Here is a 24769-nt window from a genome sequence, read left to right as displayed (position 1 = left end):
TGGCAAAACGCCGAGGCCTGCGACGGAACCTAAAGGCGGCCCTGCTCCAGCAAGCGCCGCACGTAGGCCGCCACTCCCGTCTCTACGTCGCGAAACGGCGCCTTGTAGCCGGCCGAACGCAACTGCGTCATATCGGCCTCGGTGTGGCTTTGATAACGACCCTTCAAATCGTCGGGAAAAGGAATGTAGCGTATCAATTGCTGGTCGACCAGTTCCTGCAAGGAGAGCTCCGGCAGATCGGCTTCGGCCCGCAGGGTATTGACGACGGTACGGGCCACATCGTTGAAAGGCTGGGCGCGCCCGGTTCCGCAATTGAAAATGCCCGACTTTTGAGAGTGGTCGAGAAAATGCAGGTTGACGTCGACGACGTCGTCGACAAAAACGAAGTCGCGCAACTGCCCTCCGTTGGCGTAGCCATCCCAGCCGCCAAACAGGCGCACATGCCCTTCCGCCCTGAATTGGTTCATGTTGTGAAACGCCACCGACGCCATGCGGTCTTTGTGCTGCTCGTTGGGACCGTAAACGTTGAAGTAACGCAAACCGACGACCGGGGCAGCCAGTTCGGACAGATGGCGCCGCAGAACCTGATCGAACAAGTATTTTGAATAGCCGTACACATTGAGCGGCGATTCGTGCACCGGATTTTCCGCATATACCGGACCCGCCCCATACACAGCGGCCGACGACGCATATAAAAACGGAACCTTGTGCGCCTGGCAATACTCGAACAGCTCAAGCGTTACCCGATAATTGTTGTCGAGCATGTAATGACCATTGCGCTCGGTAGTGTCGGAACACGCCCCTTGATGAATCACCGCCTCGATATTGGCGAATTGCTTGCGTGCCACCCGTTGGCGGAAATCGTCTTTATGCAGGTAATCGGCAATCTTGCCATCGACCAGATTGATGAATTTGTCGCCTTCGGTAAGGTCGTCGACCACCATGATGTCGGTATAGCCGCGGCGGTTCAGGCCCGCCACCAGATTGCTGCCGATAAAGCCGGCGCCCCCCGTCACAATAATCATGCCAGTTCTCCTGCCGTAACCACCGATGTTCCAAGTTTGCCGACCACGATACCGCCGGCGCGGTTCGCCCACTGCACCGCATCAGGCCAGGCCAGGCCCGCCGCACGAGTCACCGCCAGGGTTGCTAGCACGGTGTCTCCAGCCCCCGATACATCGAACACTTCATGGGCCTGGGCATCGGTATGATCGCGCCCGCTTTGAGTAAACAGGGTCATGCCCTGCTCGGACCGGGTAACCAGCAAAGCCTCGAGATCGAGCTCGACACGCAGAGCCTGCGCACGCTCGGCCAATTCATCTTCGGTTTGCCAGCGCCCCACCGCATCCTGCATTTCGGCCCGGTTGGGCGTGACCATCGTTGCGCCGCGATAGCGTCGGTATAAGTGGCCCTTGGGATCAACCATGACCGGCACCCCGGCCCGGCGCGCAATCTGGATCAAGGCCTCGACCTGGCCCAGCACGCCCTTGGCATAGTCGGAAAGCACCAGCATATCGTGCTTGGCAACCAGGGCCGATACCTCGGCCTCGATACGCGCCAGGCTGGCGTTGCCTGGCAGTTGTTCAAAATCGATGCGCAGCAACTGTTGCTGGCGCCCCAATACACGCATTTTAAGCGTCGTGTGCAAGGTCTGGTCTTCGACCAGGCGCGCGGCAATGCCCGATTCCGTCGACAGCTCGCGGACTTTCTGGCCGGCCTCATCGACCCCGACCACACCCAGCAGCGTGGCCTGCGCACCCAAGGCCACAATATTGCGCGCCACATTCGCGGCACCGCCCAGGCGATCTTCGCGCCGGGCAACCTTTACCACCGGAACCGGCGCCTCGGGCGAGATACGCTCGACCTCGCCGAACCAGTAACGATCGAGCATGATATCGCCCACCACCAGTACCTTGACCCGGCTTACAGCATCCAGAGGGAAAGACATCATTTCAACTCCTCGAGGCGGCGAGGTTCATAAGTTTCCCAGGAATTGCATCCCGGGCACTGCCAATAAAAATGCCGGGCTTCGAAACCGCACACTTTGCACGAATAGCGATCCAGACGCTGGGTATGCTTGTGTATGAGCGAACGGAGCAAACCCAGGTCCGAGCCCAGTGACGCGCCGGCCTCAGCTGGCGTATCGGAGCTGGCCAGCTCGGCCTCGAGCAGGCGATCCAGCCCCAGCAACGAAGGATGGGCGCGCAGCGCCTCGCGCGCAAACGTCCAGGCGGGGGTGTACCCTTCCTGAGACCGGAGTTCTCGAAACACCACATTGAACATATCCAGCGACGGGTGCCGCATGTAATGATTTTTAAGCACCTTCAAGCCCTCGACCTGGCGCCCCGCGGTTCGATACAGCTGTAGTATGTCGGCCGCAACCAGGCTGGCATACTCGGGGGCGATGGTCAGCACCGACTCAAGATAAACACGTTCACGCTCGGGGTTTTGAGTCAGCCTGGCCAGGCTGGCCCGCAACATGGCTATCCGGGCTTCGGAAGCCTGCCCCTGGGTTTGGCCGAGCAAAGCCCTGGCTGCATTGTCTGCGGCGTCGAGCGCTTCGTTGGCAGCCTGGATGTCGGGGGGCTTGGCCGCCATGGCCGACTGAGCGCGTTCGCATTGATAGTGCACGAGCTGCGGCACCGGCTCGTCGATCAGGGCTCGCAAACGCTTGACCGCATCGATGGCGCGCGGCCAGTCGTGCTCGGATTCGTAAATGCGGATCAGGGCACGCACGGCCGGAATGGCAAAGCGCGACTCCTGGACGATTTCAAAAGCCTGTTCGGCACGATCGAGCATGCCCGCCTTGAGAAAATCCTGGGCAATTTCATGTTGCGCGTGCTCGCGGTCTTCCTGGGGCAAATCGGCCCTGGACAGCAGGCTTTGATGGACCCGGATGGCGCGCTCCATTTCGCCGCGCCGCCGAAACAGGCTGCCGAGCGCAAAATGCAGCTCGGTCGTTTCCGGATCGAGCTTGGCCACTTCGACAAATGCATCGATCGCGCGATCGGGCTCTTCGTTGAGCAGGAAGTTAAGGCCCTTGAAATAGGAATCGGGTAAATTGCGCGTTTCGGAAAGCATTTGCCGAATGTCGACGCGTGCCGCGATCCAGCCCAGGGCGAAGAGGATCGGCACGAAAATTAGCCACCACGGTTCAAAATCCACTCTAGTCGACCTCTGCTATGGATTTATAACGGCGCCAATGGAGCGACCGTTTCAGGAACCACGGCGTCGTTGTGAACCACGGGTTGCCTGAGCCGGTCGTGCAAGCGATCCAGATCGCGCTTGAGCTTTTTGACTTCGCGGCGCCGACGTACGAGCGACGGGGCTGCCACCAGCAATCCAAACAAAACGCCCAAAACGAATACCACCAGCATCACAACGATAAGCGGCACCCCCGTTACGACATGGCCGGCATAAAAACTGACATCGACCGGCCCGGTGTTCTTGAGGGCAAACAACAGGACCAGGATGAAAACCAATAATCGCAATATCCATACCAGGTAGCGCATAACGGGAACTCCAATAAACCAGCAATGGGTAATTGTAAGGGGAATCGATTCGCAGACCTCAATCGGCGCAAAAGAATTTGAAGCCCGTCCGGCATCGATGGTCCGGCCTGATCTGGGCCCCAGGAACACAAAAGCCCCGCAGATCTTGCTGAAAATCAAACAGGCCCTTGGAAGGGCCTGTTTGATGGTACTGAATAACGCATTGAACAGCGATCGGCTTATGCCCTGCGGGCAGTCTGGCCTATCCGTGCATCATGCGCGTGTCGAACTGTCCCATATTGAAGACGGACTCGCCGGCAGCCTTGACCTCTTCGTCAAAAGCCGAATCGACCCGCTCGCGCAGCTCTTTGCCGGCTTTGAAGTGAGGCACCTGTTTACCTGGCACCAGCACTTTTTCGCCCGACTTGGGGTTGCGGCCTATACGCGGTGAACGCTCTGACAAGGAAAAACTGCCGAAGCCGCGGATCTCGATGCGCTGACCGCTGGCCAAAGCCTGGGTCATGGCATCGAGAACCGTTTTGACGGCGTAATCCGTATCGCGTGCTGCCAATTGCGGATAACGGCTCGCGAGTATCGCGATCAGTTCAGACTTAGTCACACCAATTAACCGTCGTCGCGTTGCTGGTCGAGCTTGGCTTTAAGCAAGGCGCCAAGATTGGTGGTGCCCGACGAAGCGCTGGCTTCCGACATACGCTGGATGGTATCGGCGGTTTCGGCGTTATCGCGAGCCTTGACCGACAACTGAATCGAGCGCGCCTTGCGATCGATGTTGACAATCATGGTTTCGACGTTTTCACCGGCCTTCAGTACGGTGGTGGCGTCTTCGACACGGCCGGCGGAGATTTCGGAGGCACGCAAGTAGCCCTCGACATCAACCGACAACGTTACGACGGCACCCTTGGCTTCGACCGATTTGATCACGCCAGGAACCACTGCGCCTTTGTCGTAGGTGGCCACGAAGTTGTTGAACGGATCGCCTTCGAGCTGTTTGATGCCCAGGGAAATACGTTCCTTGTCGGTATCGATGCCAAGCACCACGGCGTCGATTTCGTCGCCCTTCTTGAAGTTGCGCACGGCTTCTTCGCCGGTTTCGGTCCAGGACAAATCGGACAGGTGAACCAGGCCATCGATGCCGCCGGGCAGGCCGACAAACACGCCGAAGTCGGTGATGGACTTGATCGCGCCGCGAACCTTGTCGCCGCGTTTGAAGTTGATGGAGAACTCTTCCCACGGATTGGCGCGGCACTGCTTCATGCCCAGGGAAATACGGCGACGGTCTTCGTCGATTTCGAGGACCATGACTTCGACTTCTTCGCCCAATGTAACCACTTTGCGCGGATCGACGTTCTTGTTGGTCCAGTCCATTTCGGAAACGTGCACCAGGCCTTCAATGCCGGCTTCGACTTCAACGAACGCGCCGTAGTCGGTCAGGTTGGTGACCTTGCCGAACAGGCGGGTGCCTTGCGGATAGCGACGTGCCAGGCCGACCCAAGGGTCTTCGCCCAACTGCTTGACGCCCAGGGAAACACGGCTTTTCTCCTGGTCGAACTTGAGCACTTTGGCTTCGACTTCCTGGCCCACCTGCAGCACTTCGGAAGGATGACGCACACGACGCCATGCCATATCGGTAATGTGCAGCAGGCCATCGATGCCGCCGAGATCGACGAACGCGCCGTAATCGGTAATATTCTTGACCACGCCCTTGACCACCGAGCCTTCGCTGAGTGTTTCGAGCAGTTTCTGGCGCTCTTCGCCCATGCTGGCTTCAAGGACCGAGCGACGCGACAGCACAACGTTATTGCGCTTGCGATCGAGCTTGATCACTTTGAATTCCATGGTCTTGCCCTCGTAGGGCGTAGTGTCCTTGACAGGACGCAGATCGACCAGCGAACCGGGCAGGAAGGCGCGGATGCCATTGGTCATGACGGTCAGGCCGCCTTTGACTTTGCCGGTAATCGTGCCGGTAACCATTTCGCCGGACTCGAGGGCTTGTTCGAGTTGCAGCCAGGCCGACAGACGTTTTGCACGGTCGCGCGACAGGATGGTGTCGCCATAGCCGTTTTCGAGCGAATCAATGGCGACGGAGACGAAATCGCCCGCCTGGACTTCGAGTTCGCCCTGATCGTTCAGGAATTCTTCAAGAGGAATCAGTGCTTCGGATTTCAGGCCGGCGTTGACCACGACAAAATTGTGATCGATACGCACGACTTCCGCCGAAATGACCTCACCAGACTTCATGTCCTGGTTTTTGATACTTTCAGCAAATAAATCGGCAAAGCTTTCGCCGCCCGAGGCAGCAGTGGTTGAAATGGAAGACATTAAGTTAAATCCATGTAGCCGGGATGGCCGTTAAAAACACACCAAGGCAATGCCTGCCCCAGTGGAGTGAAAAAATCTCAAGCTAATCATAACCTTGCAGGTTTTTGATCTGCCAAGCCCCCGTGGGTTTCCACCCCGGCAGGCTTTACGCTTGAGTACCCAGGCTCGACCAATGGTCGAGTACCGCTTTAACCGTTTCGTCGATGGAAAGCTCGGACGAATCGATTGTTTTGGCGTCTGGCGCCGCTTTCAGCGGCGCATTCGCCCGATTGCGGTCGCGCTCATCGCGCGCACGCATATCCTGCATCAGGTTCGCAAGGTTAGCAGAAAATCCCTTTCCCTTCAACTGCTTACAGCGTCTTTCAGCCCGCGCCGCAACATCGGCCACCAAAAAAATCTTTAAAGCGGCATCCGGGAAGACCACCGTACCCATGTCGCGCCCGTCAGCCACCAGCCCTGGCGGCTGGCGAAACGCCTGCTGACGCGTAAGCAATGCCTGCCGAACGGAACCGTACGCCGCTATCTGGGAAGCCAGATTGCCGACCCGTTCCTCGCGTATCAGGGGCGCCACATCGCGGCCGGCCAGCCACACCTGCTCGCCATTGAAGCGGACATCGAGATGGCCGGCCGCACGGGCGACAGCCTGTTCGTCCGCAGGATCGATGCCCTGGTCCAGCGCAGCCAGGGCGGTCAGTCGATACAGTGCGCCGCTATCGAGTACCGACCAGCCCAGGGCCTGCGCAACCCGATGAGCAATCGTACCCTTGCCGGAAGCAGTGGGGCCATCGATGGTAATTACCGGAATCGTCGAAAAATCAGTCATTGTCATGTCCAGGGAGCCACGCCAGCCCAGAGCCCCGATATCAGGCTCGCACCAAATTTCGAAACACCGAAAAATAATCCGGGAAAGTCTTGCTGACGCAATCGGGATCGAGAATCGTCACCGCAACAGGCCCGAACGATGCCAGGGAAAAACACATGGCCATGCGATGGTCATCGTAGGTGGCAATCGACGCAGGCTGCCATTGCGATGCCGCCACGGGATGAACCCGAATCCAGTCCGGCCCTGATTCGACTCGTGCGCCCAGCTTGCCCAATTCGGTATGCATGGCGTGAATGCGATCGGTTTCCTTGACCCGCCAACTGCCGATATTGCGCAATGTGCAAGGCCCGTCGGCATACAAGGCCAGGGTAGCGGCCGTCATGGCGGCATCGGGAATCAGATTGAAATCCAGGTCAAACGCCTTGAGTTTGCCGCCGCGCGCAACTTGTACGCCGCTCACCTCAATGGAGGCCGCGCGCCGCGTGACCTGGGCGCCCATGGCTTCTATCGTATCGGCAAACGCAATATCGCCCTGGATGCTGTCGGAGCCTACTCCTTGAATCTGAACGGGACCTCCGCCGATCGCACCCAGGGCCATGAAATAAGAGGCCGAAGAGGCGTCGCCTTCAATGGCCAGGGTTCCGGGCGAACGGTATATGGACCCCGCGGGAATGGTAAAACGCTGCCAGCCCTCGCGCTGCACCGTAACGCCAAAACGCGCCATCAGGTTCAGGGTAATCAGAATGTAGGGTTTGGAAATCAGTTCGCCCTCCACCTCGATAGTCAGGGGATCCCGTCCCGCACCGGTATGAATCGGCGCGGCCATCAGCAAGGCGGTCAGGAATTGGCTGGACACCGACCCTTTGACCCGTATTCCCCGTTCCGCCTGTATTGATCCGGGAGCTATCGACAAAGGCGGATAACCGGACGCGCCCAAATACCGCACCTGCGCCCCCAACGCATTCAAGGCCTCGACCAGATCGCCTATGGGGCGCTCATGCATGCGCGGCACACCCGACAACTGATAATCGCCACCCATCATGGCCAGCGCGGCGGTCAAGGGACGAAACGCTGTCCCGGCATTACCCAGGAACAAAGCGCCGTGCCGCACTGCAAATGGCGAACCGCCTTGAATTTCGACCTCGGTAGGCCCCAGGCTGCGGACCTGCACGCCCAACTGGCGCAAAGCCGCCAGCATCACACGAGTGTCGTCGGAGTCGAGCAGGCCTTCAAGCCGGGTGGTGCCTTGGGCAAGAGCCGCCAGCAAGAGCACGCGATTGGAAATGCTTTTGGATCCGGGCAAGGCCACTACGCCCCGTGCCGCACTCACCGGAGACAAACGCAAGCTGGATACACCCGTCATGACAAACCGCTCCTGCTGCCCCAAAAGCGGCGCGCCAGCGCTGCCCGTTCAAGAAAATCATGCAAAGCCGCCGCATCTTCGCGCTGCAAGGCATCTTCGGCCTGCCGCAATGCCGCCCTGACCTCCTGCAATTCGGAAAGCACGGCGTCCCGATTGGCCAGAAAAATATCGCGCCACATTTCAGGCGAACCCGCCGCGATGCGCGTAAAGTCACGGAACCCGCTACCCGCCAGGCCAAGCCGCACATCGGAGTCATGCGCCGCGGCAACCTGCCCCATGAAAACCGAAGACAGAAAATGCGGAACATGGCTGACCGACGCCAGCACGACATCATGCGCCTCGGGCTCCATGCAGATGACCCGCGCCCCACAGCGCTCCCACAACTGGGTCAGGTACAGCTTTGCCGCGGCGGAATTTTCAGCCAGCGGAGTCAATACCACTGTACGGCCCTGATAAAGAGCGGCATCGGCGGCTTCCGGGCCGGTCTTTTCAGCTCCGGCAATGGGGTGGCCAGGCACAAATTGGCCTACCCGTTCACCCAGGGCGACACGGGCCGCCTCCACTACATTCGCTTTGGTGCTGCCGACATCGGTAATGAGGGTATCGTCACGGAGATAGGGTTCTATTTCAGCCAGTATCTTGCCGCTTGCCCCAACTGGAGCGGCCAGCATGATCACATCGGCCTGCTCGGCGGCCTGCCTGATGCTGGCCACTTCGTCGATCAATCCCAGTTGCCTGGCGCGCGCCAAAGAATGCGCAGCGCGCCCGACACCGAGAATATGTCCGACCGCCTGCCGCTGGCGCAGCGCAGCCGCAAAAGAGCCGCCTATCAGACCCACTCCGATCACAGCCAGCACACCCACTCGGGGAGAGGCTGGCGTCTGGGGCCCGGTAGTCATCGCTCCGCAAGAATCTGGGTCAGCGCTTCGATGAAACGCGCATTTTCTTTAGGCAGGCCTATCGACACACGCAGCCATTCGGGCAAGCCGTCGCCCGCAACGGGGCGCACAATCACGCCGCGCTTGAGCAGCTCGAGATTGATGCGCGCCGCGTCGCCGACATGCACCAGCACAAAATTCCCGTAGCTGGGCACATAATTCAACTTCAACTTGTCGAAGGCCTCGCAAAGCGTTTTCTTGCCCGCCTTGTTGATATCGTAAGCCTGCTTCAAGAAAGCGGTATCTTCCAGCGCCGCCGTGGCAGCCGCCTGGGCCAGGCTATTTACATTGAAAGGCTGGCGCACGCGATTGAGCAAATCGGTAAGCCGGGGCTGCGCCATCGCAAATCCAACCCGCAATCCCGCCAAGCCATAAGCCTTGGAAAAGGTACGCGTCACAATCAGATTGGAAAACTGCCGCACCCAGCTCGAACTGTCGAAACGCAGCTCGGGATCGAGGTACTCGTTGTAGGCTTCGTCCAGCAAAACAGTGACACGGTCGCCATGACGGTCATGGACCTGTTTCAAAAACGCGGCAACCTTTGCTTGCGGCAAGAATGTGCCGGTCGGGTTATTGGGATTGGCGATGAACACCAGCCGCGTATCGACGTCGATGGCCGCAAACATGGCATCCAGATCGTGACCGTATTCGCGCGCGGGCACCATGATGTGACGCGCGCCGCGCGCCTGGGTGGCCAGGCGATACACGGCAAAAGCATGCTGGGCATAGACGCAGGCCGTACCCGGCGATAAAAACGCCAGCGAAGCCAATTCGAGCAGATCGTTCGAGCCATTGCCCAAAGTAAGCCAGTCCGCCGGAATATCGTAGCGTTTGGCCAAGGCCGACTTCAGATCGAAACCATTGGGATCGGGATACCGCGCCAATGAGCTCGATGCCGAAATCATGGCCAATTGCACCGACGTCGGCAGGCCCAGCGGGTTTTCGTTCGAAGCCAGCTTGACGATATTGGCAACATCGAGATTGAACTCGCGGGCCAGTTCCTCGATCGGCTTGCCCGCCTGATAAGGAGCAATGCCCAGGATATAGTCCGGCACCTGGGCGCCGTCGGCGCCCTTCTTGATATCGTTCGTAGTCATGCGAGCAGATTCCTTACTGGGTGGGATAAGAGCCCAGCACCTTGAAAAAAGCGACTTGTTTCTTGAGATCCGCCAAGGCCTGCGCGACTGACGGCTCATCGCGGTGCCCCAGCAGGTCGACATAAAAATAATATTCCCACTGCCCGGTGCGGGCCGGCCGCGATTCCAGGCGCGTCATCGACACACCGTTATTGGCCAAAGGCGCAAGCATTTCGTACACGGCACCGGCGCGATTGGGCACTGCCAGAATCACGCTGGTCTTGTCGTGCCCGCTGGGCAGGGTTTCAATCGCGCCCACAGCCAGGAAACGGGTCCGATTCTGCGGATCGTCCTGGATGCCCGAGGCCACTACTTGCAAATTCCATGCCGAAGCGGCCGTAGTGCCGGCAATGGCGGCAACGCCGGGGTCCTGGGCGGCCACGCGGGCCGCCTCGGCATTGCTCGAGGCCGCGTCGCGTTCCAGCTCGGGATGATTTTGCGTCAACCACGACTGGCACTGTGCAAGCGCCTGCGGGTGCGCCATGACGCGCTTGACGCCGTCGAGCGTGCCCGACTGGGTCATCAGGCAATGATGAATATTGATCGATCGTTCGCCCAGCACCTTGAGCGGCGAATTGAGCAGCAGATCGAGCGTGCGATTCACGGCGCCTTCGGTGGAATTCTCGACCGGCACCATGCCCGCGTTGGCCTGGCCTGCCTCGACGGCACGAAACACCTCGTCGAAGGAATTGCAGCGCAATGGCGTAATGGCATGCCCGAAATGCTCGAGCGCCGCCTGTTCGGAAAACGAACCCTGCGGGCCCAGATAAGCCACAGTCAGCGTGCTTTCCAGGCCGCGGCAAGTGGAAATGACCTGGCTCCACACCGCTTCGACCGCCTGCTCGGTAAACGGCCCCTTGTTGAGGGCCTGCAGGCGGCGTATCACCATCGCTTCGCGCTCCGGCTTGAGCACCGGCCCCGCGGAATCGAAAGCCTGTTTGACCTCGCCGACTTCGAGTGCGGCCTTGGCGCGCTGATTGAGCAGATCAAGAATCTGCTCATCCAGGGCATCGATGCGTTCGCGTATCGGACGCAACCGGGCTAGTAAAGAATCATCCATGTCGCCGCTCGAATTCCCGCATGAAAGTAATCAGAGCCTGAACCCCTTCCAGAGGCACGGCATTGTAAATGGAGGCACGCATGCCGCCGACGCTTTTGTGCCCTTTCAGCTGCATCAGGCCGGCCGCTTCCGCCTGGACCAGGAACTCGCCGTTAAGCGATTCGTCACGCAGGAAAAACGGCGCATTCATGCGCGAGCGGGCTTTGGCCTGGACCTTGGCCATATAAAAACCGGAGCTGTCCAGAAAGGCATACAAGGCCTGGGATTTGGCAATATTGGCGCGCTCCATGGCCGCAACGCCGCCCTGGCGCTTGATCCATTTGAACACCAGCCCGGCAATATAAATGGCATAGGTAGGCGGCGTATTGAACATGGATTGGGAGCCGGCCACATTGGCATAATCGAACGCCGAAGGGCATACGGGCAGCGCATGGCCGATCAGGTCGGGCCGCGCCAGTACGACGGTAACTCCCGCCGGCCCAGCATTTTTCTGCGCGCCGGCATATATCAGCCCAGCCTTGGAAAAATCGATCGGGCGGGACAGAAAATGCGACGATGCATCGACCACCAACGGCACATTGGCCGCACCCAGTTGGGCCGTATCGGGCCACTGCGCGAACTCGACCCCGCCTATGGTTTCGTTGCTGCACAGGTGCAGATAAGCCGCATCCGGGCGCACACGCCATTGTCCCGGATCGGGAAACCAGGTCCAGGGCTCCTGTTCCCGTCCATCGACCTGTACCGCGCTGCCGCTTGACGCCGCTACGGCGATGTCGCCGTAGCGCTGCGCTTCCTTGTGCGATTTGTTGGACCAGATGCCGGACAGGACGTAATCGGCCTTGAGCGCGCCACCCCGGCCGATAAGATTCAGCGGCAAGATGGCATTTTCAGCCGTCGCCCCGCCCTGCATGAACATCACGGCATAGTCGTCGGGCACGGCCAGCAATTCGCGCAGGTCCGCTTCGGCTTCATCGCGGATTTGCGTGAACTGCTTGCCGCGGTGGCTCATTTCCATGACCGACATTCCGCTGCCGTGCCAATCCGTCATTTCGGCCGCAGCCTGCTGCAATACTTCAAGCGGCAAAGCCGACGGGCCTGCCGAAAAATTCCACGGGCGCATTACGAATCATCCTCCGCGCTGCCATTATCAATGTCCGGCGTCGCCGGGCCGTCATCGGAATCGATCGCGCCGACATCAGAAGACTCGTCCGCATCGCCATCGAGTTCGACATCGTCGGCATCGCTTTCAACCACGCGGCGCACGCCCGACAAGGTGCTGTTCTCGTCGACGTTGATGAGAGTAACGCCTTGCGTGGCGCGGCCCATTTCACGGATTTCCGAAACCCGGGTGCGAACCAGCACCCCAGCGGTGGTGATCAGCATGATTTCGTCGGACGGACGCACCAGCACGGCGCCCACCACTTTGCCATTGCGGGCACTGGTTTGAATGGCGATCATGCCTTTGGTGCCACGGCCGTGGCGCGTGTATTCGAGAATTGAAGTCCGCTTGCCGAAGCCATTTTCGGTGGCTGTCAGCACACTTTGGGTTTCATCGAGGGCAACCAGCAGGGAAATGACCGCCTGGCCATCCTCGAGCGTCATGCCGCGCACGCCTCGCGCCGTACGGCCCATGGGGCGCACATCGTTTTCGTCGAAACGCACGGCCTTGCCGGAATCGGAGAACAACATCACATCGTGTTCGCCATCGGTCAGGTCGGCGCCGATCAGGAAGTCGCCGTCATCGAGCGCTACGGCGATAATGCCCGCCTTGCGTGGATTGGAGAAATCCGACAGCGGCGTCTTTTTGACCGTGCCGCGCGAAGTCGCCATGAAGACGTAGTGGTCGTCGCTGAATTCCTTGACGGCCAGCACCACGGTGATTTTTTCGCCGTCGACCAGCGGGAACATATTGACGATAGGCCGGCCGCGCGAGCCGCGCGTGCCTTGCGGCACCTCCCAGACCTTGAGCCAGTACACTCGCCCCCGATCCGAAAAGCACAGCAGGTAATCGTGCGTGTTCGCGATGAACAACTGATCCACCCAGTCGTTTTCCTTCATGGCGGTTGCCTGCTTGCCACGGCCGCCGCGTTTTTGCGAGCGGTATTCCGACAGCGGCTGGCTCTTGATATAGCCAGTCTGCGACAGGGTCACCACCATGTCCATGGGAGTAATCAGATCTTCGGTATCGAGCTCGGTGGCGTTATGTTCGATCTGGGAACGCCGGACGTCTTTGGCATTGGTGGAAAACTCGGCCCTGATCGCCGTAAGCTCATCGCTGATTATGGTGGTAATGCGTTCCGGCCGCGCCAGGATATCCAGCAAATCGGCGATGGTTGCCATGATCTCTTTATATTCGCCGACGATCTTGTCCTGCTCCAGGCCGGTCAGGCGCTGCAGGCGCATATTCAGGATTTCCTGCGCCTGGGTATCGCTCAGGCGGTACAAGCCGTCGCCCTGCAGGCCGAACCCCTCGGGCAGGGTTTCCGGGCGATAGGCCGCGCGGCCGCCCGGCGTCGTGCCATCGTCGGCCCGGGCCAGCATTTCGCGCACCAGCGAGGAATCCCAACTGCGAGCCATCAAGTCCTGACGCGCCACGGGCGGCGTGGGCGCCGCCTTGATAATTGCAATGAAGTCGTCGATATTGGCCAGGGCCACTGCCAGCCCTTCGAGCACGTGGCCGCGCTCGCGCGCCTTGCGCAGCTGGAACACTGTGCGCCGCGTAACCACTTCGCGGCGATGCGACAGGAAATATTCCACCATCTGCTTGAGGTTCAGCAGGCGCGGCTGGCCGTCGACCAAAGCCACCATATTCATGCCGAAAGTGTCCTGAAGCTGTGTATTTTTATACAGGTTGTTCAGAATGACTTCGGGAACTTCGCCGCGCTTGAGCTCGATGACCAGGCGCATGCCGTCTTTGTCGGATTCGTCGCGGATATCGGAAATGCCTTCGATCTTCTTTTCGTTGACCAGCTCGGCAATGCGCTCCTGCAGGGACTTCTTGTTGACCTGATAGGGGATCTCGTCGACGATGATCGCCTGGCGATGGCCCTTTTCCATGTCTTCAAAATGGGTTTTGGCGCGCATGATGACCCGCCCGCGCCCTGTGCGATAGCCTTCGCGCACACCCGACATACCGTAAATAATGGCGCCGGTGGGGAAATCGGGAGCCGGAATCAGCTCGATCAGTTCGTCGATCGTGCAGTGCGGATTGCGCAGGCAGTACAAGCAGCCGTCGATCACTTCGGACAGATTGTGCGGGGGAATATTGGTGGCCATCCCGACCGCTATCCCCGAACTGCCATTGACCAGCAGATTGGGCAAACGGGAAGGCAAAAGCAAAGGTTCCTGCTCGCTGCCGTCGTAGTTGGCGCCGAAATCGACGGTTTCCTGATCTATATCAGCCAATAATTCGTGGGCGATCTTGGCCAGGCGGATTTCGGTGTAACGCATCGCCGCGGGATTATCGCCATCGATCGAGCCGAAATTGCCCTGGCCGTCGACCAGCATGTAACGCAGCGAGAAATCCTGGGCCATGCGCACTATAGTGTCATAGACCGCCGAATCGCCGTGAGGGTGATATTTACCGATCACGTCGCCGACAATACGCGCCGATTTCTTGTAAGCCCGGTTCCAGTCGTTATTGAGTTCGTGCATCGCGAACAGCACGCGCCTGTGCACGGGTTTAAGGCCATCCCGAACGTCTGGCAAAGCGCGCCCGACAATTACGCTCATGGCGTAATCGAGATAGCTGCGGCGCATTTCCTCTTCCAACGAAATTGGAAGGGTCTCCTTGGCGAAGGAATCCATAGATAGTCTAAATACGTGAAATCGTGAAGGTGGGCCATTACGGGCGAATGGGAAATTCTAGCACTTCCACCCATAAGGCTCGCTGGCGATACCCAGGCACCCGCCAGGCCCTGTCCATTTCAGCCAGCCGCAGCGCACTCCCCTCTACAACTTGAGAAACCACTTTAAACTTTGCCCGTTGTTGCCAAAAACCAACAATATTGAACAAGATCGCGTGGAAATCCGAATATCTGAGCCATATGCGCAAAACACACTTAACTAACAGCACTGAAATGCCGTAAGATTCGCCCTAACACGCATGAAACCCAGCGCAATTCTTTGATCCACTTCACAGCGTTGCTATACTGGCTACGTTTTCTTGATATGCGGCGGGGGTTCGCTGCGGTCACTTACCAGCATTAAGCTCAACGAGGAGAAACATGAACAAACCCTCCAAACTCGCACTAGCGCTTGCCCTTGCAGCCGTTTCGGCTTCCAGTGCAGTATCCGCGCAAACTGTCGATAACTGGCGTAATCCGTTTGGCGACGTATGGAAAAACGGCACGAGAGAACTGTGCTGGCGCGACAACTTCTGGACACCTGCTACCGGTATTGCTGGTTGCGACGGCGTACCTGTTGCTCAAGCTCCTGCGGTGGTAGCTCCTACCTCGACCAAAGTCGTCCTGAACGCCGACGCCTTCTTCGACTTTGACAAAGCCACGCTGAAACCAGCTGGGCGCCAAATGCTTGACCAAGTTGCCGCACAAGCCAACACGGTCAACCTTGAAACGCTTATCGCAACCGGCTACACCGACTCGATCGGCTCCGCAGCGTACAACCTGAAACTGTCTCAGCGTCGTGCCAACGCCGTTAAGTCGTATCTGGTCAGCAAAGGCATCGACGCCAATCATATCTACGCCGAAGGTAAAGGCAAAACGAATCCTGTTGCCAGCAACAAGACTCGCGAAGGCCGTGCTAAAAACCGTCGCGTTGAAATCGAAATCGTCGGTACCCGCAAATAATATTTACTGCGAAACCGCTACAATAAAGGCCCCGCAATGCGGGGCCTTTATTCATTCCGGCGCCCCTGATCATGACTGCTACCGTGTCCCCTCCTACCCAAGCCAAAACAGCCAACGTCGACCAGGCTGAAATCGACAAATTCAGCGCGCTGGCCTCGCGCTGGTGGGATCCTGAAAGCGAATTCAAGCCGCTGCATGCCATCAATCCCTTGCGGCTCGGCTGGATACAAGAACACTCGGGCATGCTGAACGGTAAAAAAGTGCTCGACGTGGGCTGCGGCGGTGGGATACTGGCCGAGAGCATGGCTGTCGCCGGCGCCCAGGTAACCGGCATCGATCTGGCCGAAAAATCGCTCAAAGTGGCCAAGCTGCATGGGCTCGAATCGGGCGTGGCGGTCGATTACAAGGCCATCAGCGCCGAACAATTCGCCGAGGAACAGCCCAGTCAATTCGATATCGTCACCTGCATGGAAATGCTCGAACACGTGCCGGATCCGGCATCGATCATTCAGGCCTGCGCCAAGTTGGTCAAGCCGGGCGGCTGGGTGTTCTTTTCCACGCTCAATCGCAACCCCAAGTCCTTCCTGTTTGCCATTATCGGAGCCGAATACCTGTTGCGCCTATTGCCGCGCGGCACGCACAGCTACGAAAACTTCATCAAACCCAGCGAGCTGGCCTCTGCCGCCCGCCAGGCGCGCCTTAATACGCTCCAGCTTGCGGGCATGGAATACAACCCGATTACCGATCGCTACAAGCTGTCGGGCGACACATCGGTCAATTACCTGCTCGCCACCCGACGCGATGCATAATCGGCACGCCTTTTAAAACACACCGAAATACTATGAATACGCTGGTTTTATTTGATTTCGACGGCACCCTGGCCGACACCGCCCCTGATCTGGCGGCTGCCGCCAATAAACAGCGCACGCGCCAGGGACTGCCTGCGCTGCCCTACGAAGCCCTGCGCCCCATGGCCTCGCAAGGCGCGCGCGGCCTGCTCAAGGTCGGCCTGGACATGGATCCCGGCCACCCCGACTACGAGCGCCACCGGCAGCAATTCCTCGACGACTACGAACAGGACATGACCTCGCTGACCGTCCTGTTTCCCGGCATTTCGGCCCTGTTGAGCACACTGAAGCAGCACGGCTATGCCTGGGGCATTGTCACCAACAAAGTGGAGTATCTGGCATTTCCCCTGGTGCAGCACCTGGGCCTGCAACAGGACTGCGCCGTAACGGTGGGCGGAGACACCACCGCCCACACCAAACCGCACCCGGCCCCACTGCTGTTCGCAGCGGAACAGGCCGGCTATTCAACGACGCAATGTTTATACGTAGGCGACGACGAACGCGACATCATGGCCGGCAAGGCGGCCGGCATGGCCACTATTGCAGCGGCTTACGGTTACTGCGGGGGCAACCCTGTCATAGACACGTGGAATGCCGACGAAATCGCCCATACGCCGCAAGACCTCTGGCCGGCAATCCAGCGCCTGGCCGGCGCCCGGTAAGTAACACGTAAATCATCCGCGGGTCAGAAGGCGACCTGCACACCCAGCCCAATACTGGCGGCCTTCCAGTTCCTGGCCAGTTCTCCCGAGACATTGGCTGTGACTGTCGTGCGTTGCGTCACCTTGCCCGACAAGGCCAGGCCGGCGGACAGCTTGTCGCGGCCAATGGCGCCGCTGCGTTGATCGTACGAGGCATTCAGCAAACGGGCATCGATAGTGGCGCGCGTGTCGGCAAATTCATGGCTGAGGCCGGTCCAGGCGGAAGCGCGCCAATCTATTGCGCCTGCCCTGAAAGGCAGGCTGGCCGCCGCCCCCAGCGAGGTCGTGAACGACTGCAATGTGCCGCGCTCGACATCCAGTGCGCCGACCGCCTGGTAGTTGTTATCGCTAAACCCTCGATATTGCTGTGCCACGTAACGCATGCCCAGTGTGAATTCGACGCGCGGCTCATCTGACTTTCCCCGCGCCCAGCCGATCAGGCCTGAGGCGGCGCCATTGATATTCCGGACAGTCGTCCATTGGCCGCTTGATGCCAGCGACACACTTCTGCTGGCCCTGATGCGGCCCGCACCCACCCCAGCCGCGCCTTGAAGAAAATAACCCGAATCGAAATTCTTGTTGGCATAAGCCATGATCTGCACATTATCGGTACTGCCGTGCGCCATACCCTGTTTGACGTCGGGACTGCTGTAGGCATAGGCCAGGGAATAGCCCACGGTCGTACCCGTCCCCAGGCGTTTCTGCACGCCGCCTATCAGCCCGCCCAGCGTGTTGGTGGTCTTATAGCCATCGCTATCGGCTTTCTGGGACGAGATCCGGCCAAACGCCGTACCCCAGACGAGTTTGTCCGGATCGGCCTTGAGATCGCCCGAGCCCGCGCTGTTTCCCGGGCGCGTGGAAATGGGCAGCAAGGGATCGCCGCGCCGCTGTGCCGCCAGCACCTGTTCAGTCTGATCGATCATGAACTTGCTGTTCTCGAAACCGGCCTGAATCAACTGGGCATAGCCGACCCCGCCCAGCTGGTCCATGACTCTGGGCAAGCTATCGGCGGTTTGCGGAGCCAATCCATCGTAAAGCGATTTGACCTGCGCATCGTTTGGCCGCACTCCGGCAGCCGGACGCAGCCCATCCAGTGCGGAGCCCAGTTGCCTGCGGTTGTAATTGTCGTCGACTCCCGCCACACCCAGCTTGGCATAGGAAGCCGGCGTCGCGTACAGCGTGATCGTATTGCCGCCATAAACGGTGTCAAAACGCGTGCCGGGCAAAAGACCCGCGGCAGGCTGCGCCAACGCGGCATAGCTGCCGCTTACGCCCCGAGCCGCATTGACGACCTCGTAACCCTGCCCGAGCGGCGGACTGTATGTATTGCTGGCCGAGCCGGATATTGCGCGCAGGATCGGCGCAATTTCGCCTCCCGCCAAATAAGCCCCGGTCACAAGCAGGCGATCGTGGTTGCCCGCGCCATTGCCCACACCGGTGCCATCGATATCCGTTTCATAGCGGGCGCCCGACCCCAGCGTCACGCTGCCGTCCACTGTCAGGGTACCGGGCGAATTGCCTGGAGCAATCACGCCGCCGGTTTGCGTCAGGCCCCATGCCAGCGTCAAAAGACCGCTGCCCGAAAGGCGGCCTCCCTGCAACACCAGCGCATCGGCATCCAACTGGCCATTGACGTTAAGCTCGCCCGCGGCCACCGTCGTATCCAGCGTGGTATACAGCAACTTGCCTTTTTGTATCCCGACCAAGGCTGATTTATGATTGACCGTCAGCGCATCAATATCCACATTCTGGTCGACAATCAGGTTCACGGGGGCATTGACTTCCACTTCATAATACGTGCCCTGGTCCCAGTTCCCACTGCTGGAATCGAGATGGCCCGACAGGTTTCCCGGAGACTTGTTGGTGCTCCACGCGCTCGCATCGCTCCAATGAACCGGCCCGCTGCTGCCGGCTTTGGACTGGACTGCCGTGCTGGACAACAGTGTCGCAATATTGGTCTGCAGCCAGCTCGCGTAAAAAGGCAGCCAGGTCCAATCATCGATCGACGCGTATCCGCTGTCGCCATACAGACCTCCCCCTCCCCTCATCACCGTTCCTATCTGCAGCCAGCCGGCGGGAGTCTGTATAAAAAGCGGCCCTCCGCTGTCGCCCCCTTCCGGCTGGCCCTGCAATTCAGGCACGGGTTGCTGTAAATTGTACTGATTGGGATTGTCCGGAGAGCCGGGTATGCGGAATTGAGCATGAATGATATTTCCGTCGATCTCGCCTATTTGGGTCACGGCAATGCGACGCTTTGCATCGTTGTAATTCGGCAGCCTGGGGGTGCCGTCGTTCGGCCGGCCAGGATGGGTGCCGCTACCCGACAGGCCGTAACCGACTATGGTCGCCAATTCTTCCATGCTGACCGTATACCCCGCGGGAGCAAGCTTCACAGGCTGCAGGCCATTGATGGGCCGATCAAGGCTGATCAGCGCGATATCGAAATCATCATCGCCGATATAGCCCTGATGAAAGACGACATCGCGAATTTTCCGATCGTAAGGCGTGGACGACGATGCGGGGTCGGGCGAAAAACGGATTTGCAGCGACCCGATCTCGCTGGAAAGCTTGGCCTGGGCCCGGTCTTCCACCACACAATGGGCGGCAGTCAGGATGGTACGGGAATTGATCAGCGTGCCTGTGCACCACTCTCCGAGGCCGCCGTTGTAATTCATGAACAGGGCCGCCACACTGGGCATTGTATTGGCGCTGTCGAAGTAATTGCCGAGTTGCCCGCCGTAATATGCGTTCAGGAACGGGTTATTGATATTGACCGCGTGCGCGGAAGAACCGATCAAGACAACGCCGCCGAGCGCGACCGATATCAGGCGTTTGAGTCCTGGTTCCTTGCGCATTGAGAGCCCCTGTTTTTATCTGTTTTATAAGAATGAAACGAATCAGGGTCAAAATGTTATCATATATTTCATATTGTTATGATTTGCGCAAGCCCACCTGCCGTCGAGTGCCACAGCACTGCACAACAGGAAACTGGCCCTATAAGCCCACGTTATCGTGGTTCAACACGCGCTCGGCACGGTAGCTGGAGCGCACCAGCGGCCCCGAAACCACCTCGAGAAAACCCTTGCCCAAGGCCTGGTCGCGGTAAGACGCGAATTGCTCGGGCGACACGAAGCGTTGAATCGGCAAATGGTTTCGAGTGGGACGCATGTACTGGCCTAGGGTCAGCACATCGACGCCGGCGGAGCGCATATCGTCCAGGGCGCGATCGATCTCTTCGTCGGTTTCGCCCAGGCCCAGCATCAGGCTTGTCTTGGTCAGCGTTTTGGGCGCATGGCTTTTGGCAAACGCAAGCACATCCAGGGTTTGCCTATAGCCCGCGCGCACGTCGCGCACCACGTGGGTCAGGCGTTCTACCGTTTCCAGATTCTGCGCGTAGGTGACCAGTCCGGCGTCGAGCACCGCCGCCACCGCAGCCAGATTACCGGCAAAATCGGGAGTCAGCGCCTCCACCGCGGTGGCAGGCGAACGCTGGTGGATGGCACGCACGCATGCCGCATAATGAGCCGCGCCGCCATCGGGCAAATCGTCGCGGTCCACTGAAGTCAACACCACATACTTCAGTTTCATCAGCGCTACGGCGTCGGCCACGCTTTGCGGCTCTTGCGCATCCAGCCAGCCATGCGGATTGCCCGTGCTGACCGCGCAGAACTTGCAGGCGCGCGTGCAAACCGAGCCCATCAGCATCAATGTAGCCGTGCCGCGGCCCCAGCATTCGGCAATATTCGGGCATTTGGATTCGGCACAGACCGTATTCAATTTGTGGCTGCTGACGATATCGCGCACGTCTTCGTAGGCCGCGCCCGCAGGCAACCGTACACGCAACCACGGTGGTTTGGACGCCACATCGGGTACACTGCTGCCCGCATTCGGGCGTATCCCATCCTTGATGGCCCGCGTACCTTGGGGGCTGACAAATTTACTTCCCGGCCGGGGCTGGGCCAAAACTGCATCGCTAGCCATGAAATGTCTCAATACTATGAATTGGTAAAAAGGTATCGCCAAGTCTTGATATTAATACCTGTCGTACATAAGGCCAGCGCAGACCCCGCCCCATATAGGGCTATTCGCTTTCATCGCGCGGCAGCATCAGGTTTCCACATACCGGCCACCGAGCCCTGCCCCCACGCTCAGGCGTTGACGGCGTCAACCATTTCCGTTTCGAACTGGGCGGGCATGACGATTTCAAGCATTTCCAGGTCGTCGCTGTGGGCAATTTCCCGATGAGGTATCCCCGGCGGCTGATACACCGACGATCCGGATTCCAGCCTGACTGCCCCATAGCCTTCATATTCAAACTCGATCCAGCCCCGCAGCACATAAACAAGCTGGAAATCCACCCGGTGAAGGTGCGCCGCGCTGACCAGCTCGGTTCCCGGCACGGCGCGAATCACATGAGCTACCACCCGGCCCTGCGTTGCCGCACTCACGCCCAGGTCGCGGTACTCGAAAAAAGACCTCAGGCCGCGCTCGAAGCTTGCGTCGCGCCCATGCGAAACCACTAAAGCAGAAGTATTCATATTCTCGCCCCAAAATATCACTATGCGGCGGCTCGTCGAAATCGGCAAACCCGCCACGGGAATCATCGCACAAGGAATCCATATGGGCTACAATGGCTGCACTGGGGTCGATCCGGCTTCGACGTGGGTCGCGAAACAGTGTAGGGCATGCCGAGCACCAGTAAGCTCGTAAATCCACTGGAAAAAATACAAACGCCAACGACGAGCGTTTCGCTTTAGCCGCCTAGTGCGGTAAGCCGCTGCACTGATTTGTCTTTGGGTCAGGTAGGGTAAAACCTACAGCAGCGTCATTTACAAAGAATCGGGTCTGGTTGGGTCACTCAATCTGATCTTAAATTAATGTGAATCGCCAAGGAAGGGCCTGTCGGTTGGCATGATCCAAGGTTAAAACTTAAAGTGAACCGAATAAGCATGTAGATCTGCCTGCAGAGGGCTTGCGGACGGGGGTTCAATTCCCCCCGACTCCACCAGTCACAACGCCAAGTATTAATATACTTGGCGTTTTTTTTGGCGGCCTGGCAAGTATTTGTTTACATCACACTCCGCGCCTTATCACAACGGACATGATTGCATTACGCATCGCAGCATTGGCGGGTGTAGGGATCGTTCAGTTGCCAACATTGATGGTGTGTGACCAGCTCGCGCAAGGCTCACTGGTCAGGCCGATACCCGACTGGGCGCCACGGCGTGAAATCATTCATGCCGTATTTTCGTCCCGCCGCGGTTTGATGCCGTCTGTGCGCGCATTGATTGATTACCTTGCACAGCGATTCGAGGCAATGGACGAAGACTGAAGCCAGACGTTACGGCCTATGGGCGCGACTTAAACCACAACCACGCTGCCGCACCCATGGCCAGCCACAATGCGATGATCAGGGCCGCGCCAGCCCGGCTGCTGGGCTTTGATCCCTTTGCTTGTATCCACTCGTCTGCTTGAGTGCGACATTCCGCGACGATCTCAGGCGGCAAGAGCCTGATAGTCAACCAGATCAGGCCGGGAAGCAGCAGGATATCGTCGACATAACCCAGCACTGGAATGAAGTCGGGAATCAGGTCGATGGGACTTAGTGCGTAGGCCACCACAAACACCCCCAGGGCCTTCGCGTACCAAGGCGTTCGGGGGTGTTTGCCTGCAAACCAAAGTGTCACGCCGTCAAGTTTGATGCGCCTGGCCCAGGCCTTCATTCGGTATGACACCGCCATAGGAACTCGCACGGATGGATTTCGTTCCTTCAGGACACACGCTCAGTTGCCAGAGCTGCGGCGCAGCCTTTCGGATGCGGCCTGATTCAGGCGTTTCGCTTCCTGTTCGGCATAGCCCTTTTCCCCAGGCTCATACGGCCCATCATACATGCAGCTACTACTGTTCAACGTGCATTCGATGGAGCGGTTGGCGCGGCCCGAATTCCCGGAGCCAATTAAAGAGCACCCAGAAACAAGTGCGGCAAGAAACAGCGCTACACCGCATCGGCTCAACGTTTGAATGGACATTTTCCCCGGGCCCTTAGAAATGCTGTAGCCTTTTTTATAACAGATTCTTGAAAGCCGTTCCGGAGGGGCAGTGTGCATGGCATACCATTCGACCAATCCCCAGTCAGCCGCCGGACACCGCAACCAATTTTTACGGCTACCTGGAAAGCACAAGCTAGCAATGACATTGCGTCCGCAGCGATGCCATATGTTGCGTTGAGAGTCAGGTTCCGGCTAGAGAACCTAAATGGTACCTGTACCATCACGAAGCAGGAAAAGCAGCCATAAGCATTCACAAGACAGGCGGGCTCGGCCAGCCCGTGCAAAACCAGTTCCGAGAGGGCACCGCCCCTTTGTAGAGTCACGCCACAAAGAGGCGGTTCATTGAGCGAAAAGCCCTGCCGTTCAAAGGCTTCGGTTATTTGGACGGCGCCGGGGTTTCAAGCTTATCGGCATACTTGATCATGATGTCGCCCATGGCGCGCATCATTTCACCGCGCATTTGCATGGCGGCTTTGCCGCTAAGAGCGGCCCCCGCCCCCATCATGGGGCAAGCGCTCATCATCCCGCCCCCCATCCCGTTTTCCATCATTCCTCCTCCCATCATCCCCTTCCCCATCATATGGCCCATCATCGAAGCGCCATGTTCCATGCTGCTAGATTCAGGCGACATCATTGAGGCGTCGTTTCCCGTCGATGTGGCGGCCAGGCTTATGCCGCCCACCCCAAGCAAAACCGCCGAAAGTGATGTGATAAGTAGTCGTTTCGTGTTCATGTGAACCTCTAAATTCAGTAGATCGATGTGTGCTCAAGGCTTGCCAAAGATGTACCTATAGCCTCCGAGGCGGAGGGGGCTGTAATTCGGGGATAAATTGCTTGACGATTATGCAGCTGGCTGATGCGTAGACGGGTGAAAACGAAGCGGTGATAACCATAGGCTGCGAACCGAAAAGAGCCGGCATGCCGCAGGATAGGCCACTGCAAGCGTGGCATGCTGTTGTCCTGGCCTTCATGTCGTGTGTACTGGCGGTCATGCCCGGCATCGAAGAAGCCAGGCTATTCGGCTGCACGATAGTCGATGACATTCCCGGACAAACGGCTGCCTGTGCGGGAATGCCAAGCAAGGGCAGGCACGCAATCAAAACACTGGAAATCAATTTGGCCCAGGATTTCATGGATTTAGTATAAGCCTTATCGATACAGGCCATTTATTTCATCGTAAGCCATTTCAAGTTCAAATGACTATGCGAAAT

The 24769-nt window shown here is 58.7% G+C and carries 22 protein-coding genes, 1 other RNA gene and 1 pseudogene; 6 read left to right on the top strand and 18 right to left on the bottom strand.

The genetic code is table 11. The annotated features are described in order from the left end of the window. Window positions 1–29: 29 nt before the first annotated feature. The 13 genes from rfaD to gyrA form a co-directional block, all read right to left on the bottom strand. Complete coding sequence (rfaD, locus tag ACYVIS_RS17080; RefSeq protein WP_460874555.1) at window positions 30–1025, bottom strand: ADP-glyceromanno-heptose 6-epimerase; 996 nt, start codon at window positions 1023–1025, stop codon at window positions 30–32. Beyond that, window positions 1022–1951 carry a D-glycero-beta-D-manno-heptose-7-phosphate kinase gene (gene rfaE1 / locus ACYVIS_RS17075; protein ID WP_460874554.1) on the bottom strand — a complete coding sequence of 310 codons (930 nt, stop codon included), beginning with the start codon at window positions 1949–1951 and terminating at the stop codon, window positions 1022–1024. Before rfaE1 ends, rfaD begins: the two co-directional genes overlap by 4 nt. Further along, a complete protein-coding gene (lapB, locus tag ACYVIS_RS17070) occupies window positions 1948–3165 on the bottom strand; it encodes a lipopolysaccharide assembly protein LapB (RefSeq protein ID WP_460874553.1) in 1218 nt (405 codons plus the stop codon). Before lapB ends, rfaE1 begins: the two co-directional genes overlap by 4 nt. A gap of 23 nt (window positions 3166–3188) precedes the next feature. Further along, window positions 3189–3512, bottom strand: a complete 324-nt coding sequence (locus ACYVIS_RS17065) for a LapA family protein (RefSeq protein ID WP_460874552.1) — start codon at window positions 3510–3512, stop codon at window positions 3189–3191. Between the two features lie 241 nt (window positions 3513–3753). Next, window positions 3754–4110 (bottom strand): integration host factor subunit beta, encoded by a 357-nt coding sequence (locus ACYVIS_RS17060; RefSeq protein WP_232743526.1) that lies wholly within the window; start codon window positions 4108–4110, stop codon window positions 3754–3756. 5 nt (window positions 4111–4115) lie between these two features. Then, window positions 4116–5831, bottom strand: a complete 1716-nt coding sequence (gene rpsA, locus ACYVIS_RS17055; RefSeq protein WP_232743527.1) for a 30S ribosomal protein S1 — start codon at window positions 5829–5831, stop codon at window positions 4116–4118. A gap of 145 nt (window positions 5832–5976) precedes the next feature. Beyond that, on the bottom strand, window positions 5977–6660 hold the full coding sequence (gene cmk / locus ACYVIS_RS17050) for a (d)CMP kinase (protein WP_460874551.1): 684 nt from the start codon (window positions 6658–6660) through the stop codon (window positions 5977–5979). A gap of 34 nt (window positions 6661–6694) precedes the next feature. Next, a complete protein-coding gene (gene aroA / locus ACYVIS_RS17045) occupies window positions 6695–8017 on the bottom strand; it encodes a 3-phosphoshikimate 1-carboxyvinyltransferase (protein ID WP_460874550.1) in 1323 nt (440 codons plus the stop codon). After that, on the bottom strand, window positions 8014–8916 hold the full coding sequence (locus ACYVIS_RS17040) for a prephenate dehydrogenase (protein ID WP_232743530.1): 903 nt from the start codon (window positions 8914–8916) through the stop codon (window positions 8014–8016). Before ACYVIS_RS17040 ends, aroA begins: the two co-directional genes overlap by 4 nt. After that, window positions 8913–10052, bottom strand: coding sequence for a histidinol-phosphate transaminase (gene hisC / locus ACYVIS_RS17035; protein ID WP_460874549.1), 1140 nt, complete (start codon window positions 10050–10052; stop codon window positions 8913–8915). Before hisC ends, ACYVIS_RS17040 begins: the two co-directional genes overlap by 4 nt. Window positions 10053–10065: 13 nt before the next feature. Further along, window positions 10066–11151: a prephenate dehydratase gene (gene pheA / locus ACYVIS_RS17030; protein ID WP_232743532.1), complete on the bottom strand. Its 1086-nt coding sequence runs from the start codon at window positions 11149–11151 to the stop codon at window positions 10066–10068. Beyond that, the gene (serC, locus tag ACYVIS_RS17025; RefSeq protein WP_232743533.1) at window positions 11144–12271 is read right to left on the bottom strand and encodes a 3-phosphoserine/phosphohydroxythreonine transaminase; all 1128 of its coding nucleotides are present in this window, start codon (window positions 12269–12271) and stop codon (window positions 11144–11146) included. Before serC ends, pheA begins: the two co-directional genes overlap by 8 nt. Beyond that, on the bottom strand, window positions 12271–14958 hold the full coding sequence (gene gyrA / locus ACYVIS_RS17020; RefSeq protein WP_460874548.1) for a DNA gyrase subunit A: 2688 nt from the start codon (window positions 14956–14958) through the stop codon (window positions 12271–12273). The genes serC and gyrA overlap by 1 nt, the downstream gene beginning before the upstream one ends. 419 nt (window positions 14959–15377) lie before the next feature. Between gyrA and ompA the strand changes: the two genes are divergently transcribed. The 3 genes from ompA to gph all read left to right on the top strand — a co-directional run bounded on the left by ompA (window position 15378) and on the right by gph (window position 17469). Beyond that, on the top strand, window positions 15378–15959 hold the full coding sequence (ompA, locus tag ACYVIS_RS17015) for an outer membrane protein OmpA (RefSeq protein WP_232743535.1): 582 nt from the start codon (window positions 15378–15380) through the stop codon (window positions 15957–15959). A gap of 71 nt (window positions 15960–16030) precedes the next feature. Then, complete coding sequence (gene ubiG / locus ACYVIS_RS17010) at window positions 16031–16768, top strand: bifunctional 2-polyprenyl-6-hydroxyphenol methylase/3-demethylubiquinol 3-O-methyltransferase UbiG (RefSeq protein ID WP_232743536.1); 738 nt, start codon at window positions 16031–16033, stop codon at window positions 16766–16768. Between the two features lie 32 nt (window positions 16769–16800). Then, window positions 16801–17469, top strand: a complete 669-nt coding sequence (gene gph / locus ACYVIS_RS17005) for a phosphoglycolate phosphatase (protein WP_460874547.1) — start codon at window positions 16801–16803, stop codon at window positions 17467–17469. Between the two features lie 23 nt (window positions 17470–17492). On the opposite strand, the gene ACYVIS_RS17000 is transcribed toward gph, so the two are convergent. From ACYVIS_RS17000 to ACYVIS_RS16990, 3 genes are all read right to left on the bottom strand, one after another. After that, on the bottom strand, window positions 17493–20363 hold the full coding sequence (locus tag ACYVIS_RS17000) for an autotransporter domain-containing protein (RefSeq protein WP_460874546.1): 2871 nt from the start codon (window positions 20361–20363) through the stop codon (window positions 17493–17495). Window positions 20364–20502: 139 nt separating this feature from the next. After that, window positions 20503–21489, bottom strand: a complete 987-nt coding sequence (gene lipA / locus ACYVIS_RS16995; RefSeq protein WP_460874545.1) for a lipoyl synthase — start codon at window positions 21487–21489, stop codon at window positions 20503–20505. 167 nt (window positions 21490–21656) lie between these two features. After that, on the bottom strand, window positions 21657–22046 hold the full coding sequence (locus tag ACYVIS_RS16990) for a cupin domain-containing protein (RefSeq protein ID WP_460874544.1): 390 nt from the start codon (window positions 22044–22046) through the stop codon (window positions 21657–21659). A gap of 103 nt (window positions 22047–22149) precedes the next feature. Between ACYVIS_RS16990 and ssrA the strand changes: the two genes are divergently transcribed. Together ssrA and ACYVIS_RS16980 are read left to right on the top strand one after the other, a co-directional pair. Beyond that, window positions 22150–22516, top strand: a transfer-messenger RNA (tmRNA) gene (gene ssrA, locus ACYVIS_RS16985). Between the two features lie 60 nt (window positions 22517–22576). Then, a pseudogene (locus ACYVIS_RS16980) lies at window positions 22577–22840 on the top strand (LysR substrate-binding domain-containing protein); the annotation flags it as partial. Between the two features lie 16 nt (window positions 22841–22856). Here the strand turns inward: ACYVIS_RS16980 and ACYVIS_RS16975 are convergent. Together ACYVIS_RS16975 and ACYVIS_RS16970 are read right to left on the bottom strand one after the other, a co-directional pair. Next, window positions 22857–23249, bottom strand: coding sequence for a YkvA family protein (locus ACYVIS_RS16975; RefSeq protein WP_460874543.1), 393 nt, complete (start codon window positions 23247–23249; stop codon window positions 22857–22859). Window positions 23250–23934: 685 nt separating this feature from the next. Further along, complete coding sequence (locus ACYVIS_RS16970) at window positions 23935–24291, bottom strand: hypothetical protein (protein ID WP_460874542.1); 357 nt, start codon at window positions 24289–24291, stop codon at window positions 23935–23937. Window positions 24292–24476: 185 nt separating this feature from the next. Between ACYVIS_RS16970 and ACYVIS_RS16965 the strand changes: the two genes are divergently transcribed. Beyond that, window positions 24477–24704 carry a hypothetical protein gene (locus ACYVIS_RS16965; RefSeq protein ID WP_460874541.1) on the top strand — a complete coding sequence of 76 codons (228 nt, stop codon included), beginning with the start codon at window positions 24477–24479 and terminating at the stop codon, window positions 24702–24704. Window positions 24705–24769: the final 65 nt, after the last annotated feature.

The sequence above is a fragment of the Paralcaligenes ginsengisoli genome (assembly GCF_054781135.1).
This window is presented reverse-complemented; position numbering and strand designations above follow the sequence as displayed.

What these genes read in the sequence shown, in the direction of transcription:
- hisC (WP_460874549.1), bottom strand. Translation starts at nt 10,052, where the DNA reads ATGACTACGAACGATATCAAGAAGGGCGCCGACGGCGCCCAGGTGCCG.
- ompA (WP_232743535.1), top strand. Translation starts at nt 15,378, where the DNA reads ATGAACAAACCCTCCAAACTCGCACTAGCGCTTGCCCTTGCAGCCGTT.
- pheA (WP_232743532.1), bottom strand. Translation starts at nt 11,151, where the DNA reads ATGGATGATTCTTTACTAGCCCGGTTGCGTCCGATACGCGAACGCATC.
- ACYVIS_RS16975 (WP_460874543.1), bottom strand. Translation starts at nt 23,249, where the DNA reads ATGGCGGTGTCATACCGAATGAAGGCCTGGGCCAGGCGCATCAAACTT.
- rfaE1 (WP_460874554.1), bottom strand. Translation starts at nt 1,951, where the DNA reads ATGATGTCTTTCCCTCTGGATGCTGTAAGCCGGGTCAAGGTACTGGTG.
- aroA (WP_460874550.1), bottom strand. Translation starts at nt 8,017, where the DNA reads ATGACGGGTGTATCCAGCTTGCGTTTGTCTCCGGTGAGTGCGGCACGG.
- gph (WP_460874547.1), top strand. Translation starts at nt 16,801, where the DNA reads ATGAATACGCTGGTTTTATTTGATTTCGACGGCACCCTGGCCGACACC.
- ACYVIS_RS17000 (WP_460874546.1), bottom strand. Translation starts at nt 20,363, where the DNA reads ATGCGCAAGGAACCAGGACTCAAACGCCTGATATCGGTCGCGCTCGGC.
- cmk (WP_460874551.1), bottom strand. Translation starts at nt 6,660, where the DNA reads ATGACAATGACTGATTTTTCGACGATTCCGGTAATTACCATCGATGGC.
- lipA (WP_460874545.1), bottom strand. Translation starts at nt 21,489, where the DNA reads ATGGCTAGCGATGCAGTTTTGGCCCAGCCCCGGCCGGGAAGTAAATTT.
- rpsA (WP_232743527.1), bottom strand. Translation starts at nt 5,831, where the DNA reads ATGTCTTCCATTTCAACCACTGCTGCCTCGGGCGGCGAAAGCTTTGCC.
- serC (WP_232743533.1), bottom strand. Translation starts at nt 12,271, where the DNA reads ATGCGCCCGTGGAATTTTTCGGCAGGCCCGTCGGCTTTGCCGCTTGAA.
- rfaD (WP_460874555.1), bottom strand. Translation starts at nt 1,025, where the DNA reads ATGATTATTGTGACGGGGGGCGCCGGCTTTATCGGCAGCAATCTGGTG.
- ACYVIS_RS16990 (WP_460874544.1), bottom strand. Translation starts at nt 22,046, where the DNA reads ATGAATACTTCTGCTTTAGTGGTTTCGCATGGGCGCGACGCAAGCTTC.
- ubiG (WP_232743536.1), top strand. Translation starts at nt 16,031, where the DNA reads ATGACTGCTACCGTGTCCCCTCCTACCCAAGCCAAAACAGCCAACGTC.
- ACYVIS_RS16970 (WP_460874542.1), bottom strand. Translation starts at nt 24,291, where the DNA reads ATGAACACGAAACGACTACTTATCACATCACTTTCGGCGGTTTTGCTT.
- gyrA (WP_460874548.1), bottom strand. Translation starts at nt 14,958, where the DNA reads ATGGATTCCTTCGCCAAGGAGACCCTTCCAATTTCGTTGGAAGAGGAA.
- ACYVIS_RS17065 (WP_460874552.1), bottom strand. Translation starts at nt 3,512, where the DNA reads ATGCGCTACCTGGTATGGATATTGCGATTATTGGTTTTCATCCTGGTC.
- ACYVIS_RS17040 (WP_232743530.1), bottom strand. Translation starts at nt 8,916, where the DNA reads ATGACTACCGGGCCCCAGACGCCAGCCTCTCCCCGAGTGGGTGTGCTG.
- ACYVIS_RS16965 (WP_460874541.1), top strand. Translation starts at nt 24,477, where the DNA reads ATGCCGCAGGATAGGCCACTGCAAGCGTGGCATGCTGTTGTCCTGGCC.